Source organism: Paenibacillus sp. 2TAB26 (assembly GCF_052115145.1).
GTDB lineage: Bacteria > Bacillota > Bacilli > Paenibacillales > Paenibacillaceae > Pristimantibacillus.
In genome coordinates, this window is record NZ_JBFRGC010000023.1 from 77664 (window position 1) to 92085 (window position 14422).

At 38.9% G+C, this 14422-nt stretch carries 14 protein-coding genes; 1 reads left to right on the forward strand and 13 read right to left on the reverse strand.

The window, feature by feature from the left end; all coding sequences use genetic code 11:
- Positions 1–271: 271 nt before the first annotated feature.
- The 11 genes from AB4Z50_RS24890 to AB4Z50_RS24940 all read right to left on the reverse strand — a co-directional run bounded on the left by AB4Z50_RS24890 (position 272) and on the right by AB4Z50_RS24940 (position 11278).
- Entirely contained in the window at positions 272–856 is a 585-nt protein-coding gene (locus tag AB4Z50_RS24890; protein WP_441883190.1) for a hypothetical protein, read from the reverse strand.
- A 2-nt stretch (positions 857–858) separates the two neighbouring features.
- Complete coding sequence (locus AB4Z50_RS24895; protein ID WP_076266020.1) at positions 859–1338, reverse strand: RNA polymerase sigma factor; 480 nt, start codon at positions 1336–1338, stop codon at positions 859–861.
- 302 nt (positions 1339–1640) lie between these two features.
- Positions 1641–3140, reverse strand: a complete 1500-nt coding sequence (locus AB4Z50_RS24900) for a malate:quinone oxidoreductase (protein WP_441883192.1) — start codon at positions 3138–3140, stop codon at positions 1641–1643.
- A 742-nt stretch (positions 3141–3882) separates the two neighbouring features.
- The gene (locus AB4Z50_RS24905; RefSeq protein ID WP_339209275.1) at positions 3883–4191 is read right to left on the reverse strand and encodes a hypothetical protein; all 309 of its coding nucleotides are present in this window, start codon (positions 4189–4191) and stop codon (positions 3883–3885) included.
- Positions 4192–4375: 184 nt separating this feature from the next.
- Positions 4376–5281 carry a GNAT family N-acetyltransferase gene (locus tag AB4Z50_RS24910; protein ID WP_441883195.1) on the reverse strand — a complete coding sequence of 302 codons (906 nt, stop codon included), beginning with the start codon at positions 5279–5281 and terminating at the stop codon, positions 4376–4378.
- A 174-nt stretch (positions 5282–5455) separates the two neighbouring features.
- Positions 5456–7849 carry a polyprenyl synthetase family protein gene (locus AB4Z50_RS24915; protein WP_441883197.1) on the reverse strand — a complete coding sequence of 798 codons (2394 nt, stop codon included), beginning with the start codon at positions 7847–7849 and terminating at the stop codon, positions 5456–5458.
- Between the two features lie 392 nt (positions 7850–8241).
- On the reverse strand, positions 8242–8730 hold the full coding sequence (locus AB4Z50_RS24920) for an SRPBCC family protein (RefSeq protein ID WP_441883199.1): 489 nt from the start codon (positions 8728–8730) through the stop codon (positions 8242–8244).
- 240 nt (positions 8731–8970) lie between these two features.
- On the reverse strand, positions 8971–9291 hold the full coding sequence (gene trxA, locus AB4Z50_RS24925; protein ID WP_441883201.1) for a thioredoxin: 321 nt from the start codon (positions 9289–9291) through the stop codon (positions 8971–8973).
- 37 nt (positions 9292–9328) lie between these two features.
- Positions 9329–9751 carry an RrF2 family transcriptional regulator gene (locus tag AB4Z50_RS24930; RefSeq protein WP_441883203.1) on the reverse strand — a complete coding sequence of 141 codons (423 nt, stop codon included), beginning with the start codon at positions 9749–9751 and terminating at the stop codon, positions 9329–9331.
- A gap of 43 nt (positions 9752–9794) precedes the next feature.
- Positions 9795–10697: an NAD(P)/FAD-dependent oxidoreductase gene (locus tag AB4Z50_RS24935; protein ID WP_441883205.1), complete on the reverse strand. Its 903-nt coding sequence runs from the start codon at positions 10695–10697 to the stop codon at positions 9795–9797.
- A gap of 176 nt (positions 10698–10873) precedes the next feature.
- On the reverse strand, positions 10874–11278 hold the full coding sequence (locus AB4Z50_RS24940) for an Rrf2 family transcriptional regulator (RefSeq protein WP_441883207.1): 405 nt from the start codon (positions 11276–11278) through the stop codon (positions 10874–10876).
- Positions 11279–11453: 175 nt separating this feature from the next.
- Between AB4Z50_RS24940 and AB4Z50_RS24945 the strand changes: the two genes are divergently transcribed.
- Complete coding sequence (locus AB4Z50_RS24945; protein ID WP_441883209.1) at positions 11454–11906, forward strand: hypothetical protein; 453 nt, start codon at positions 11454–11456, stop codon at positions 11904–11906.
- A gap of 43 nt (positions 11907–11949) precedes the next feature.
- Here AB4Z50_RS24945 and AB4Z50_RS24950 read toward each other — a convergent pair whose 3' ends face one another.
- Positions 11950–13479, reverse strand: a complete 1530-nt coding sequence (locus AB4Z50_RS24950) for an MDR family MFS transporter (protein ID WP_441883211.1) — start codon at positions 13477–13479, stop codon at positions 11950–11952.
- A 517-nt stretch (positions 13480–13996) separates the two neighbouring features.
- Positions 13997–14422 (reverse strand): arsenate reductase (thioredoxin), encoded by a 426-nt coding sequence (gene arsC / locus AB4Z50_RS24955; RefSeq protein WP_441883213.1) that lies wholly within the window; start codon positions 14420–14422, stop codon positions 13997–13999.

Here is a 14422-nt window from a genome sequence, read left to right on the forward strand (position 1 = left end):
AATTACATTTAGTCTCACATGATGCAGTACAGCCTGAAATAGGCTGCTCGAGCCTCACTTCCTTCCATATATTAACTTGAAAGCGATTACAATAATTATCTTAACAAAACGTTTCTTAATCGTTTACCTGTAAGAATTTAGTTCTTACTGTAAAAAACTTAGTTTTTTTGATCGGTCTTTTTTTGATTTATGATCGTCTATTTTATATAATGCTAGCAAAAAACCGCATCCATAGGAGGATGCGGCGGTTAGTATGCTAACAACAGCTAAATCAAAAATTATTGAAAATGACGTCGGCTGTTACCTTTCCGCTCGTGACGTCTTCCGAGGTGAAGCCAGATACCGTGTTGCCCACTTTAAATTCCTTGCTTACCAGCTGCTCTGAAATATCAGGAGCTGTTGGGCCTGTTATGCCGTAAGTCGTTTTTTCCGTAACTGTCACCCACAATTCGCCAATTCGAAAGCTTTGGCCGTCGGTACTTACCTCATCAATCACACCATCAATGTTTACCCTGTGTTTTGCTGAGGTCGCCGGTCCAGGGCCATTATTCTCAATGGTGCCGCTTGGATTTTTCGTGACCGCACCAGGAGAAGTACTGCCTGCGTCTTGGTTTACTGCATAAATGCTCAGAGTCAATACCGCACAAGCCGCAATGCTGGTTGCCCAGATCATCACTTTGTTTTTCTTTACTTTAGAATGAACTGTTTTCATAGGAACCTCTCCATTTCGTATGTTGTTATTATTGTTGTCGATTTGTTTGTGCTTCTCCAGGCTTAATCGTTCAAGTGTACGTTCTTGAAAGTCTTCACTTATTTTCACTTTGGACATGGCCGATTTATAACTTGATTTTTTCATTCTCACAAATCACCGCCTATAACTTCTTTAAGCTGTTTACGCCCTCGAGCGAGCCAAGTACCTACCGTCGCAGGTTTGGCATGAAGTATATCCGCTATTTCTTCCAAGGAATAACCTTCGTAATAATGCAAATGGATCGGGACCCGATATTTTTTATCCAATGATAATACAGCCTGCATGACCATGTATTCATCCTTCGGCAGGTTAGACAGGTTGTCCGGTATGGGGTTTCGACTCTTAAACCACCCCGTCTTGAGCAAGTTTTTACATTTATTGATCGTTGTACGGATTAACCAGGCTTTCTCATGTTCATCACTATCAAAGACGGGGGATTTTTGGAGATAGGCTAGAAATACTTCTTGCGCTACTTCCTCCGCGTCAGCAATATTTTTGAGATAAGCGAAAGCTATCTTGACCAGGCTGTCGGAATAGTTGACCACGGCTTTGCGGACGGATTCATTGAGCTCATATGAATCGTTCACTTGATGTCCCCCTTTCACTAGTAATACAATCGAGCAGCCCGTTATTTTTCACGCTGTAAAAAAAATTTGGGACAATTGCTTTAAAAGGGAGCAAAAAGGTTTTTATTAGTATGTCCTCTCACCAAAAACGGTAACATGCAAGCAATATTAACTGCAGCACCTGTAAATTCAATAAAAAAAGAACCTTCAATCTATAATTAGATCAAAGGTTCAATATTTATTTTAATGAAATTAAATAATTCACGCCATGCTTTAAATTACGTAATATTTCACTACATTCATTTGTTTTTACATCAGAAAAACTAACTAAAAGCCAGCTCTTTTTCACTCAGGCCTAATGAGTCAGCTGTAGAAGTATGAATTTCGTGCAGAAGCTCTGGATTTTCCATTAATGAAACGCCATAAGAAGGAATCATTTCTTTAATTTTTGGTTCCCACTCTTTGATGTGTTGAGGGAAACATTTTTTAAATACTTCAAGCATAACGTGAACAGCAGTAGAAGCACCTGGCGAAGCGCCTAGCAATGCTGCAATCGAACCATCAGCAGCCGTTATAACTTCCGTACCAAATTGAAGTGTTCCTCTGCCGCCAGCTTCAGTATCTTTGATAACTTGCACACGCTGACCAGCTGCTACTAAATCCCAGTCTTCCGTTTTGGCGTTAGGGATAAACTCGCGCAACTCATCCATGCGCTTTTCTTTGGATAACATAACTTGCTCAATCAGGTATTTTGTCAATGACATATTTTTTGCACCTGCGGATAACATTGTGATGAGATTATCCGGTTTTACGGAAGTGACCAAATCAAACATTGAACCGGTTTTCAAAAACTTAGGTGAGAATCCGGCAAAAGGACCAAACAGCAAAGATTTTTTATTGTCGATAAATCTTGTATCCAAGTGTGGAACCGACATTGGAGGAGCTCCAACTTTGGCTTTGCCGTAAACTTTTGCATGATGTTGTGCCACAACATTCGGATTATTACAAACCATAAATATTCCGCTTACTGGGAATCCGCCAATATGTTTACCTTCAGGAATACCGGATTTTTGCAATAAATGCAAGCTTCCGCCTCCGCCTCCGATAAAGACAAATTTTGCAGTATGCCGTTCGACGTTGCCGCTGCCATTACGTACTTTCAATTCCCACGAGCCGTCGCTTGCACGTTTAATATTATCAACGCTATGTTTGTATTTGAGATCAACGTTTTTACTTTTTAAGTGGTCAAACAGAATGCGCGTTAAAGCACCAAAGTTGACATCCGTACCAGAGTCAATTTTGGTTGCTGCTATAGCTTCATTTGATTTACGATCTTTTATAATAAGTGGGATCCATTCCATCAATTTTGCAGGGTTATCGGAAAATTCCATCCCTTTAAACAATGGATTAGTAGACATAGCTTCAAAACGTTTCTTTAGAAACGTTACATTTTGTTCTCCTTGGACCATACTCATATGAGGTAATGGCATAATAAAGTCTTGCGGATTACGGATTAGCTTACTATTTACAAGGTAAGACCAAAACTGCATGGAAAGCTGGAACTGTTCATTAATTTGAATCGCTTTGCTAATATCTACAGATCCGTCTGGCTTATTTACAGTGTAGTTAAGCTCGCACAGTGCTGCATGCCCTGTTCCTGCATTATTCCACTCGTTAGAGCTTTCTTCTCCAGCACTCTCGAGCTTCTCAAACACGGTAATTTTCCATTCCGGTACCAATTCTTTCAGAAGTGTCCCTAAAGTCGCACTCATGATTCCGGCACCAATCAAGATGACGTCTGTTTTATTTTCTCCGTTGCTCATTTTTACCATCCTTATATCCTAAAATTTGCATAAAGCATGTAGGCGCTTCTGTATAGGCGTTACACTAAGCCAATGCTCGACCCAGTCACACACCTTTTCTGTTTCAATTAAAACCATATCATATTGTTTTGTAATTGATTATAGATTAAATGATCTGCGATTATCAGATAATTATAAGCTATTTGAAAGCTGGTGAAAAGTGAAAAGTCCGTTTACAAGGCTCTAGGAACACACAAAGCAAAGGCAATAACAAAGCTTAATGCATCGATTGAAGCTTTTGTTTGCCGCCATGTGTTACTAGCATCATTACATTTTTTCCGATACTTGCGGTATGGTTCACTGTATTTGATGTTAAACTAAACTTCTATTAGTTTCAATCTAAACGTTGCTACTTCTCTGCTTCTGAGATTTTCAAGTATACAAATTGTGAATAATCTGCAACGTTTATATGAAGGAGTAGATATATTTCACAAAGTTGTTCAGCTTCCCCATTAAATTCCTTTAGAAATTTAACAATATATATTCATATCTTATTGAGGCTGGAGCCTTTTTGACAACAGTTAAGGTAATTTTCTGTTTGTTTTGCCTGTCTGCTGTATTCTGTATGTATTGTATATGTATTTAAGAAGGAATCATCTCTTGTATCAGTTAAAGTAATCTTGAAAACAAGCGAAAGACCCGTAAGGCGGCCGCTTCATTTGCGAAGCGTTGGCTCTTACGGGTCTTTTTTTATATTTAAGGACTATTTTTTGGAACGTTTTTTGGAAGATATTTTAGCACGTTTTCTGCGTTTTAAGCCTGAAACCATGACATTTTTCTCAGATTGCGTGTAATAATGCTGATAGACAGGACAACAATGATGCTTCTTCACCGTTTCAATATTTTGAATAACATTTACAAGCTGCGGATGGTAGATGTCCTCATATTGCGTAATTGGAGGATCATAAATCGTTTGCGTTGGACAATCCGGACAAAAGTTAGCCGAATTCGCACCTTCTACCATACCCATGTTACTACCCATATTACTACCCATGTTCATGTTATTACTCATGTTATTATAATCGTTACGGTTCACAGAATTATCTCCTTCCTGTTTTGGAATACACCATATTGTATTCTCAAGAAGACAAAACGACCTGTACGATTGACATGGAAGACGATGGCCTATGCTGTTCCTGCAGGATGTAGAGCATGATATTTACCTTGTACTGATAATGTTTGAAAAAAGTGTTTCATTATGAATGAGAAGTTAATGGAAACAAAATATGTTCTGCTCTATCTTCAAATGAAGGACGAACAAACAATGTGTCCTCACTCTCTGCTAATAACTCGACATGAATGTTTTCATTATCGTAATCGGGTGTAAAGTAAAAATGAATAATCTCCGTATCGGCAGTAACAAGGCTGTTCAAAATAACATCATAATCAACTTTTTGAACGCTGATGATATCATAAAGATGAAGTTGTTTATCCTCGTGCTTAAAAATAACAATGGCATCAACTTCCTCGACATAATAAATCGCATCATTGAATGCTAAGATAAAATAAAACAGCAATAGATGTTCATTGTTTTTCACACCCATTATAGGGGATACAGATATTCTTTCCTTAGCAAACTGCTCCATCAACCGATAATCATTGGCGTTATTCGTATGTAGCTTGCGGTAGGAACGGATTGCTTCTGGTTTTAATTCTAAACCTGAAATGTTTAGCGTAAAACTACTTTCTTGCGTTTTTCTAAACCCAAATCTAGGATAATAGTCTAGAACCGAATCATTAGCGAACAAGTAGATAAAGTCATATTCTTGTTCATATTTCTCGATAATATGGTTCATCAGTTTGCCTGATAATCCTTGATTTCGATAGTCGGGATGCGTCATAACGGTACCGATTTGAATGGCTTTGTACTCTTCACTGTTACATATAACCGTCATTTTGCTTGCTGAGGCATTGGCAATTACTTTACCTTTATCGAGAAAGGAATAACATATATAATTTTCGTTCCAGCCCCCTTTTTCATACCATTTTTCGAAATCAAGTCCAAATACCATTTTAGCCAATTCATTAAAGCTTTCTTTGTAGGTTGAAATGTCTTTATAGTCACTTATGAATTGGTAATTAGTCATATTAACCTCGCTCACTTTACTTCTCCCCTTCATTCTCATCAACTTTTGCTGACTGCTTCAAACACCATTAAAAAGTAAAAGCAGTCCAACAGTGACCATATGTCACCGATGGACTGCTGTTTGCTTATTCAAATTATTGCAATATCTAACATGATCTCACGAATCTTCCTCAAGACGTACGAATGTAATTTAATAATCCCTGCTTATAATATAATTCAGCAGTTGCTTCAGAAAAGCTGGATTACGTGGCATCTCTTTCAATGCTTCCATTGCAAGGCAGAAGTGTTCCCACATCTCTTTTCTAGCTCCATCTAGACCAAGGATGGTTACAAAAGTCGAGTTGTTGTTCTCCACATCCTGGCCAATAGGTTTACCGAGTAAATGTAAATCTCCTTCCGAATCAAGCAAATCATCTTTAATTTGAAAGGCTATGCCCGCATGATAGGCGTATTTTTTCAAAACCGCAATTTCTGACGACTTTACCTGAGCGAGAATAGCAGGCATTACAAGTGAAGCTTCAAATGCAATTCCGGTTTTGTAAAAGCACATCATATTTAGCTGCTCCAATGTTAATGCTTTTCCTTTGGAATGCAAATCCATCGCCTGCCCCATGCACATATCTCCAGCTCTTTGGGACGAATATTGCATTAAAGCAAGCACGGTTTTAGGGTCAAACTGTTCAAGGGATGATTGCTCTTCAATCGCCTTTTGGGTAAGAAATAGGCCGGTTAATTCCGCGGTGGCACTATTATGCACCTGGTGCAGCGTAGGTCGCCCTCTGCGAGTAGAGGCATTATCCTGCGTTGGGAGATCATCGAAGATTAAAGACGCGGTATGCATATACTCTAATGATTTTAGAAGCGGCACGATCGCCGAAGCATGCAGTCCATACTCATTTATACCCATGACCCAAGCCAATATTGGCCGTAATCGTTTGCCATCTCCCTCAAGACTATAGTTTGCAGCATCAATAAGCAGCTCTCTCATTGGAGGTATTTCATTACTTTTGTGAATCGGCAATAGATTGTTGATTTGCTCGCGAGCAGTTTTGACAGTTGAAAGGAATTGCTCCTTTTCACTGCGATTGCTTTTTAAAACCGTTACCATCTGATCCCGGAGCAGTTTATCGAAGAAATCCACATCATCCGCTTTTTGAACCACATGTTGGATAAGGCGATTGAAATCTGGATCTCCTGAAGCAAACACCGCCATAATTTCGTTATATTTCTCAGTACCTATACGTTCTTTCAACCTTTTTAGACCATTGAAGGCACGATCAAGAATCACTTCTCTGGTTTTGGCATCGGAGTAGTATATGTTGTGAATTAAATAAGAGATGACGGACCAGTATAACTCAAAGGGATTGATTAGATCTGAGCGCTGCTCATGGTATTTCAAATAATAGGTATAGGGTGTTACCGCCCCGTCTTTCATATCATCAAACATATCTGCTAAATCATCTGCCAGCTGGTTATAAATGCCATAATAAAATGTTCGATTATCAAAGCCTTCATCCAAAGGAGCACTAATGACGGAACGAACGATGAGCCTTGAAGATGAGGATTTTAAAATGATAGGCAGGTAAAGCTCTTTGTTAGTGTAATTTACATTCGATAGGTCCTTGACACGGTCCAAATCCTGAGAATGAAAAAACACGTAGGATTGCTCGGAAAAGGTTTGTTGTGTCTCAGGTCGCTGATATTTTTTAATATACTCAAAAGCGTCACTAAGCTCCGCGTGTACGTATTGGACAAATTCAAAGTTATTGCCGGACCATTCACCTAATTGTGGAACAGATCCGCTTAGAAGCGAAGTACGGATCATATTGGAATATTGTTCTTTCTCCTCTGCCTTTAGGACACCCGAATCAAGCAGATCGTCAATAAAAGGATAGGTTAGCCCATAGGAGTAACCAAGTCTGATGGCTTCGTCTAGTCTCCTGGCACGTTCAGCAGGCAATACTTGGTCATCCATTTCTTCAATTACATGCAACATTACGCCAATTATGATTTTGATCAGCTTGCGCACCGCGTGCTCGGAACTCATTTCCTTTGGGATATTAGAGGATACGGATTTTAGTTTATTTATTACCCAAATTATGCCGTTTTCTATGCCTTCCTTCTGAGCCCACCGATACAGCCCCGCCAAGGTCATAAAATCAGGCTGCTCTCCCCCGTTTGTTGTTGAGGGTTGAATAAAGTGGCTTTTGACGTCAGCAATCACCCGTTGAATTCTCATTTGTGTCTCTGGAGCATCCAAAGCTTTTCCTAAATCCCTCATATAAATATAGGAAACGCTTCGATCCAAATAATCATCCAGTTTTCCTGAATAATTCAGCCACCATATATATCTATGATAATCCCGAGAATCCGGTTTTTTCTTTCCTTTCGAAAAAAAGGATAACAATGAATAATGTTGGATATGGTTCTTTTTCCACAATTGAATATCTTCGGTTAGTGTGGTTACATAAGTTTTATTCTTCACTTGTTCGTTCAATGTTTCAAAATATTGGGCTGCCTTTTGCTCTGCAAGCTGGTACCAAGTATCTGCTTGAGCTGTATACTTATCATTCATACGACGCATAACCTCGACTTATAGTTAAAATAAAATGACTGGGAAATGTAACAAAATAACTGATTTGAAGCCTTAGTATAGTTTCCTGAAGTAAATAAGACTAAAATATTATGTTTACTCACTTCCTCCGAGGAATTTGGAACGATATGCGTCGAGCAAATAAGTTATATTTTACACGATTGTTGGTGGTTCAACAATTTTTTGGTAAAAATATGTAGCGAGAATATCAAGTTGGACATGAAGTGCAAAGTACTGAGATACATTACGCAAAAAGGCTCGCCCCCGTTCCATTTGAGCCCTTCTAACAAAAAAACAACAAAGGTTAGGTTGATCATCAACAATGTGAGATCAAACTAACCTTTGTCGTTAAGAGTTTTTTTGTATCACTTTAACTAGTTGGTTTATACCATTAATAAGTAATCTGCCAGTTGATTAAACGTCACTTCATATCCTTCGCGAACCATATCTTGTGATGCTTCTAGCGTTTTGGCTTCCTCTTCAGTTGGAGATACTGCTTCCCCTTCCATAGTAAGAATGGTTTTGTCTCCATCTTCACTGAAAATAAAAGTGACTGAAAATTCAAGAGGCCAATTAGCGTCAAAGGGTGCACGCACGGTGTTACCTTCCTCATCAGAAAAGGAATTGGTATATACAATTTTCTCAGGTGAATTAACTTCATGATAGATAAACTTGACCCACATCTCGGTTCCGTCTGGTGCGGTCTGTTTGTAATGAAATAAACCACCTGGGCGGAGATCGAATTTTTTAATATCAAAAGCCCATCCTTTTGGTCCCCACCAATTCAGTAAATGTTCTGATTCTGAAAAAGCCTTAAACACAAGGTCACGAGGAGCATTAAACGTATGAGTCATTTTAATTTTTGTAGTCATCTGAATCCTCCATTGCGATGATATTAACCTTTTGATACGTGTGTACTACACATCTTTTTCCCCTATCATGAACGATCAAGCTTGTCTATATCCTTCATAAGTCACTATAAAAATTCCGATACGATTGTTTTTCTTATATTTGTTCACCTTACCTCTATTTATTATTTACTGTGAATCGCTTCTTAAACCAAATATACCACATAGGGAATATTCCTGTAAAGGAATATATAAGGCAGGCTATTATTTATTATGACCAGAAATAAATTGTTCCAAGCCTTCTACTGATAAGACTCCGCTCCTATTGTCAACAGGTATTCCATCTTTAAAGAGGATGGTAGTAGGTATACTCATAATTCCAAATAGTGAAGCCATCGCTTCACTAACATCCACATTTACTTTCACAATTTTTACATTATGGCTTCCTGCCGAACGAAATGTTTCAAGAATGGGTGCAAACATAAGACATGGCCCACACCAAGGTGCCCAGAAATTAACTATGGTTAGCCCCTCCTTTTGAATTTCATTTTTTAGTGTTGTATCCGTTGCATGTATAATTGTCATGGTTATGTCTTCCTCTCCAGTTGGATGTTAGATTTTTCTAATTTGAATTGCTTAAGCTGCTTATCATGTCAGTTGCTTTAATTTCCTTTAAGTATGAAATGGTACATTCATCAACTTCTAGCATCAATTTCGCTAAGTTTTCATTTATAGATGTTGTCCAATGACAGAATGTAACGGTTTGGCTTTTCTTTACCTCTCTTACTGCATCGTAAACATCAGCCAGTGTTATATCTGATTCAGGATGTTTTAGTTTATATCCACCGTCTTGTCCTTCCTTAGCTTCAACCATCCCAGCTTTCAGCAATGTGGACATGATTTTTCGTAAATAAGCCGCATGGACATTCAGCTGTTGCGCCATTTCTGAGCTAGTCAACGTTCCGCCTTGCTCTGTAAGAAGCAAGATGACACATAAAGCTGCCCGAAATTTTGAAGACCCAATCAAATGATTTTTTATTTGCAAATAGCGCTCCCTCTTTCCGTATTGTGACTTCATTTAAGTTTCGTTAAATGAAGTCTTCCTCTGCCAACTCCAAATTTACGCTCATCGCTATTCGACTGCCGTCTGCCGCAGCAAAAACCAATTGGGAGGGCATAAAATAGGAAGCATCACCAGCGATATAAAGACCGGGTATTGAGGTTTTCCCCTTTCCATCCGTTTGAATTCCTCCCAACTCCGTTTTATCACAGCCCAATTGTTCTCCGAACCGCGTGCTTGAAATAAACTTAGGAGTAACGAAACCACCAGCTCTTTCGATGGTAGTTCCATCTGAGAAACGAATATGCTCAAGCTTCCCATTTTGTCCGACGAATGCTGCAATGGGCTGCTCCATGATTACGATCCCCTTTCGTTGGAGCTGTTTTTTTTGTTCGTTCGACAGGTTTTCATTCCCGTTTGTACAGACAACTAAATCCTTGCTCCAATTGAGAAGCAGCTTCACTGTATGAAAAACAGTCGGATATTCCGAAACAACGACAAGCGGCTGATCGCGTAGCTCCCAGCCGTCGCAATATGGGCAATTAAACAAGCTTTTTCCATAAAGCGGGTAAAAGCCTTCGATCTCGGGAAATATTTCTTTTACTCCTGTTGCCAAGATCAATTTACGTGTATGAATGCGAAATCCAGATGAATCAATAAGCTCAAATCCGGCTTCAATTTTACTGACAGAAATCACCTCAGCTTGCCTATGATCGACTGTTGGATAACTCAGCACCTCTTCATAAGCAATGCGGCGAAACTCAGCTGGTGTAACGCGATCCCTTGTTATAAAGCCATGCGATGTATGAGTAACAGCATTTCTTGGACGATTGTTGTCGATCAAAGCAACGCTTCTCCTTGCCCTGCCAAGCATAAGTGCGGCATTTAACCCTGCTGGTCCTCCGCCAATAATGGCACAATCATAATTCATGTAGCTCATCTCCTACTAATGGGATATTAAAGACTCATTATATCTATAATAAAGCGAAAAAAACGCTTATTATCAAGTTCAAGTCCGACATTGAAGACTCGTTATATCTATAATTATTTCAAAAAAGGATTTTATACGATGTTAATTGTACTTCTCCTTTTTCAGAAAAAATGTTCTTAACTTTCAATTTTGGTTTGTTTTTTTGCAATGTCAGCTAATTTCGTTTGTTTCAGATGTTGTTCCATCTTCTCTTCCGCTTCTTTCATTGCAGCTTGAATCAAGCATTCTTCACCATGAACAAAATCACATTCAAATAATGATGTTGTACCCTCAATAGCGTGGATAATATCCAAAAACGTAATGTCGTCCTTTTTGCGTGATAGCCGGTAACCTCCGTTTGCCCCAGAAACGGATTCAATCATCCCTGCTTTGACGAGTCTCGTTAAAATTTTGGAAAGATAAGTAGGTGAAACGTTTTGGGATTCCGCCAGCTGCTTGACGCCTATGGGCTTCAAATTAGAAGCTTCTACAAGCATGAGCATGGTGTGAAGTGCATAATTGGTTGCTTTGGAAAATTTCATGTTCTCACCTCAATTACAGACTTATTGTGTCTATAATACCTATGAAGTCGCTAATATGTCAAGTTGTGAAATATTATTATGTACTTCAGTAGATCATTGGTCATGTTATACTTGTTATGGATAAAAATTGTAAATCGACATTTTTCCTAGAGATTTAAATATAAAGGAGACAAATATGATAAAACGTAATATGATTGTTCCCGCATTATTTTTGATTGTAATCGCTGGTATTGTAGTATTTACGACTTTTTCAAAACAAACGACGTTTAAAAAGGCCATATCGGATCAATTGAACGTAACTCAAATAAGCTCAATTGAGATTTTGAAATCAACAGATGATCCATTAGAGGAAAAAATAATCGTTACAGATTCCGCTCTAATTGAACGCATCATGAATGTATTTTCTAACACAAAGCTTATAAAAGAGCATTTTTCAACGAACAATTATAAAGAATCGTATTGGATAACGATAAAAACGAATGAGAATAGACAATTCGGCTTTACACTTTACGATCATCATTTTCTAAATGTATTTGATTATAATGCTTCAAAAAATGCTGCTAATTCTTATAAAATAACGAATGAGCTTGACGCAAGCGTCATTAGAGATTTATTTGCAAAAGTTTAATGTACATAAGAAAAACCTCGCTACGAATAGCGAGGTTTATTTTTTAATGAGATGCTGAATATTCTTCTAGCTCGGAAGCTGGATCAAACTTCTCCTTGCTCATAGCAAAGGCAGCTAAAAGAGCAATGACGGAAGGAATGATGGCCCAAGCAAAGGTATGAACGAGTGACGAGGACAGTGTTTCAGTTATTTTATCAAGAATCTGAGAAGGAATGCTCTCCCTTGTCTCAGGTGTCAAAATTTTACTTGGATCACTTAGATCAATGAACTCCGACGTTTGACCGCCGCTGCCGAACGATGAAGAAAGCTTATTTGCAAATAAGTGACTTTGAATAATACCAAATACCGTAATTCCAAGCGTCATTCCCAGTTCCCGAGTGAAGCTAAGTGTAGAGCTTGCAGAGCCTCGCTGCCTAGCGGTAAATCCATGTATGGCGGAATTGCTTAGAACAGAAAACGATGAGCCGATGCCAAGACCGACTAAAACCATAAAGATTGTAACCGTAAATCGGGATGAATCGGGTGTTAAAGTAGTCAGTAGAGCCATACCGCCCACTAGCAGAAACAACGTCGAAATCATGATGGAGCGATAACTAAATTTGGAGAGCAGGATACCGCCGCCAGCAGCGGTGACAACAGATCCGACCATCATTGGAAGCAACACGAGCCCCGAGTTTGTCGCCGAGCCTCCAAGTACCCCTTGAACATAGATTGGGATATAGACGGAAGCTGTTATAAACGCTGCGCCGCTAAAAATAGCCATTAAATTACTTGTGGAATAAAGCCGATTTTTGAACATGCTGAAGGTGATGATCGGTTCTTCTGCGCGGCGTTCAATAAATATAAAAGTGACCAATAATACGACAAAAGCTAAAAACAAACCTATGATCGTGAAGGAGTCCCAATCGTATTTTTTTCCTCCTAGCTCCAGCGCGAACATGAGACAAAGAATTGAGGTTACGAGCGTTAATGCGCCCATGTAGTCGATTTTTTGTTTAGAATGCTCAACAGACTCTTTGTAAAAATAAGCAATCATTACAAATGCAATGATTCCTATTGGTAAATTGATGTAGAAAATCCAGGACCAATGAACATAATCTGCAATATAAGCGCCAATTAGAGGTCCGAATATGCTGGAAATACCATACGCAGCACCAAACAATCCGCCTATCTTCCCACGTTTTTCAGGTGCGACCACATCAAACATAATTGTGAATGCAATGGGTACAAGTGCTCCGCCGCCAATACCCTGTATCGCGCGATAAATACTTAGCTGTACAATAGATTCCGCTGTACCGCATAAAGCTGAGCCGATCATGAATACGATAATTCCGAAAACAAAGAAACGCTTGCGACCATACATATCAGATAACTTACCAAATATCGGCATACCAGCCATCTCTGCGATCATATAAGCAGAAGTCACCCACATTAATTTGTCAAACCCGCCAAGATCCCCTACGATTGTCCCCATCGCAGTTGCTAATATGGTGTTATCCATCGATGCCATCAGTGTAGCCAGCAGAAGTGCTGCAATGATTACACCTACTTTATTTCCTTTTGCCATTTCCATTGTTTCTCGTTCCCTCCACTTTGTTCAATTGACAATGTAATTGCCACTCCCTTTTTTATCTCGACGACTGATTGTCTTGAATAAATATAATTATAGTTATAAGTATCTTGATAATCGAGATAATATTATAGTAAGAGGAGCTTCATTTTTTGTCAAGCTATCAATAACTACCGTCAGTTGAATTTTATTGGATGGGAGATATCAGATTGGATTGGAGGGTCACAAGGTTTGAGGGTCACTGTACGATTGATGTAATCACGATTAGAAAGGATGACAACATATGATTTCCTTCTTAACTTTATGTGCGTGCTTCGTTGGCGGCATTATTTATATTTTATACGCAGGAGTAGGTATCATTAGAGATGACGAAATTCAGCAAGACCAAATAATTAGCAATTTTAAATGATAAAGAAGCAAGCCCTGAGGGCTTGCTTCTTTTGTAATATAGTTATAAATGGTACAAAAACAGTTCCTAAATCCTCGAATATATTCGAAAGAACATAATTATTACTGTTTGTTACATCCCTTCCTTCACAAACAACTCAATACGATTTTTTATCGAATCTCGGATCTCTGCGAATGTAGTATTGATTTCTTCTTCTGTACCTGTCGCTTTTGCGGGGTCGTCGAAGCCCCAATGCCATCTTTGCGCTTTGTCGTTACTTACAACCGGACAGTTATCGTTAGCATGACCGCAAAGCGTGATGATGTAATCTGCTTGTTTTAAAATTTCAGGATCTATGACATCCGAAGTATGATTGGAGATATCGATGCCTGCTTCTTTCATGGTTTGAACCGCACGGGGATTTAAGCCATGAGCTTCTAGACCAGCACTCTTCACTTCATATTTGCCGCTGCCCATTGCCTTCAAAAATCCGTCGGCGATTTGGCTTCTGCAAGAGTTCCCAGTACACAAAAAATAAACGAGTGGTTTGTTGTTCAT

Excerpts from the sequence above, each read along its gene's own strand:
- AB4Z50_RS24915 (WP_441883197.1), bottom strand. The coding sequence starts at position 7,849 with ATGCGTCGTATGAATGATAAGTATACAGCTCAAGCAGATACTTGGTAC.
- AB4Z50_RS24900 (WP_441883192.1), bottom strand. The coding sequence starts at position 3,140 with ATGAGCAACGGAGAAAATAAAACAGACGTCATCTTGATTGGTGCCGGA.
- AB4Z50_RS24940 (WP_441883207.1), bottom strand. The coding sequence starts at position 11,278 with ATGAAATTTTCCAAAGCAACCAATTATGCACTTCACACCATGCTCATG.
- AB4Z50_RS24890 (WP_441883190.1), bottom strand. The coding sequence starts at position 856 with ATGAAAAAATCAAGTTATAAATCGGCCATGTCCAAAGTGAAAATAAGT.
- AB4Z50_RS24945 (WP_441883209.1), top strand. The coding sequence starts at position 11,454 with ATGATAAAACGTAATATGATTGTTCCCGCATTATTTTTGATTGTAATC.
- trxA (WP_441883201.1), bottom strand. The coding sequence starts at position 9,291 with ATGACAATTATACATGCAACGGATACAACACTAAAAAATGAAATTCAA.
- AB4Z50_RS24950 (WP_441883211.1), bottom strand. The coding sequence starts at position 13,479 with ATGGAAATGGCAAAAGGAAATAAAGTAGGTGTAATCATTGCAGCACTT.
- arsC (WP_441883213.1), bottom strand. The coding sequence starts at position 14,422 with ATGAACAACAAACCACTCGTTTATTTTTTGTGTACTGGGAACTCTTGC.
- AB4Z50_RS24905 (WP_339209275.1), bottom strand. The coding sequence starts at position 4,191 with ATGAGTAATAACATGAACATGGGTAGTAATATGGGTAGTAACATGGGT.
- AB4Z50_RS24920 (WP_441883199.1), bottom strand. The coding sequence starts at position 8,730 with ATGACTACAAAAATTAAAATGACTCATACGTTTAATGCTCCTCGTGAC.
- AB4Z50_RS24935 (WP_441883205.1), bottom strand. The coding sequence starts at position 10,697 with ATGAATTATGATTGTGCCATTATTGGCGGAGGACCAGCAGGGTTAAAT.